This window comes from Endozoicomonas sp. SESOKO2 (genome assembly GCF_024606245.1).
In the GTDB taxonomy this organism is placed as follows: Bacteria; Pseudomonadota; Gammaproteobacteria; order Pseudomonadales; family Endozoicomonadaceae; genus Endozoicomonas_A.
Genome location: NZ_JAHHPQ010000763.1, coordinates 1 through 1898, shown reverse-complemented (window position 1 = coordinate 1898; position 1898 = coordinate 1). Strand labels below are relative to the sequence as shown.

At 52.4% G+C, this 1898-nt stretch carries 1 protein-coding gene and 1 pseudogene; one reads left to right on the top strand and one right to left on the bottom strand.

What is annotated here, in order from left to right; translation table 11 throughout:
- The coding region (aqpZ, locus tag KDK17_RS18190; protein ID WP_257288727.1) for an aquaporin Z at window positions 1-485 on the top strand (485 nt) is incomplete at its 5' end.
- Between the two features lie 47 nt (window positions 486-532).
- On the opposite strand, the pseudogene putP reads toward aqpZ, so the two are convergent.
- A pseudogene (gene putP, locus KDK17_RS18185) lies at window positions 533-1852 on the bottom strand (sodium/proline symporter PutP); the annotation flags it as partial.
- Window positions 1853-1898 lie beyond the last annotated feature (46 nt).

Sequence of the window (1898 nt, the reverse complement as noted above, 5' to 3'; positions counted from 1 at the left end):
GTGGCAGATTCCCGTTGAATGAACTGGTTCCCTACATTATCGCACAAGTGGCTGGGGGTATCGCCGGTGCGGCAATATTGTATTTCATTGCCTCAGGCGCACCGGATTTTGATGTATCGGATGGTTTTGCTTCAAATGGCTATGGGGCCCACTCCCCTGGCGGCTACTCAATGGTGGCGGTGCTGATCGCTGAGGTAGTGATGACCTTTATGTTTCTTATGGTCATTCTTGGAGCGACCGATAAGCGCGCTCCCGCGGGTTTTGCGCCAGTCGCTATAGGCTTGTGTCTAACCCTGATTCACCTGATAACCATTCCGGTGAGTAACACCTCGGTTAACCCGGCCCGAAGCACCAGCGTGGCAGTATTTGTCGGTGATTGGGCAACTGCCCAGTTATGGTTGTTCTGGGTAGCGCCTGTTGTTGGCGCCTTACTGGCAGGTAAAGTTTACGGCTGGGTGAGTGCTGAGAATGATGTACGTCAGTAATCCAGTGACTGCTCTTTAAACCGCAGCCACTGGAATACTCATGGCCTTCAGGCCAGAGCTTTTTCTACCCCATCAAACTCATCCACGATTTCCGCTTCAGGCTCGCAAGACATCAGGCTGACAACAACAATGGCAATGAGAGCAAACAAAATGCCTGGCACAATTTCGTAGAGGTCGAAGATACCCCCGGACACTTGTTTCCACAAAACAACAGTGACACCACCAACAATAATCCCCGCAAGAGCACCGTTGCGATTCATACGTTTCCAGTAGAGACTCATGATCAGTGCGGGGCCGAATGCGGCACCAAATCCAGCCCAGGCATATGAGACCAGACCCAGAACGGAGCTGTCAGGCGACATAGCCAGAACAAGGGCGACCAGAGCGATGAGGACTACCGCCAAACGACCAACCATCAAAACCTCTTTCTGCTCAGCATTCTTGCGAATCACTGCCTTGTAAAAGTCTTCTGCCAGTGCAGAAGAAGACACCAATAGCTGAGAGTCAGCGGTACTCATGATCGCAGCCAGAATAGCAGCGAGCAGAATGCCGGCGACGACCGGATGGAACAGTGCGTTGACCAATACCATGAAGATCGTTTCACCATCACCCAGAGACTGATTTGTTTCATTGATATAGAGCAAACCGATCAGCCCCACCAAAATGGCACCTAGCATGGAGATAGCACTCCAGCTCACTGCTATACGACGGGCTGTAGGTACATCCTGTTCCGAACGGATTCCGGCAAAACGCGCCAGGATATGAGGCTGACCAAAGTAACCCAACCCCCAGGCGACCAGAGAAATAATGGCCATCCACCCGAGAGCATTGCCGTCAGACGTGGTAAATGGATTCAACAGTTCGGAGTTATGAACACGCAGCTGCTCAAACACTGACGCATCGGAGCTTCCGGTTTGCAATGCAATAACCGGTACGATCACCATAGCCGCGGCCATCAAAAGGCCCTGAACCAGATCTGTCCAGGAAACAGCCAGGAAGCCACCGAACAAGGTATAAGAAATCACACAGAGCGTTCCGATGATGACCGCCCAGCTATAATCAAGGCCGAATACTGTTTCGAACAACTTGCCACCGGCAACCAGACCGGAGCTTGTGTAGAACAGGAAGAACAGCAGGATAAAGAGCGCCGATACTACCTGCAGCACCTTTGAAGTATCACGGAAGCGATTGGTAAAGAATTCCGGCAGGGTGAGGGCATTTCCGGAAGCTGCGCTGTAGACACGCAGACGACGGGCCATCAGTAACCAGTTCAACCAGGTACCCACCAGCAGGCCACCGGCCAACCAGAAGGCTTCAACGCCTGATGCAAAGGCATAACCCGGCAAACCCAGCAGAAGCCAGCCACTTGTGCGATAATGTAGGGAACCAGTTCATTCAACGGGAATCTGCCAC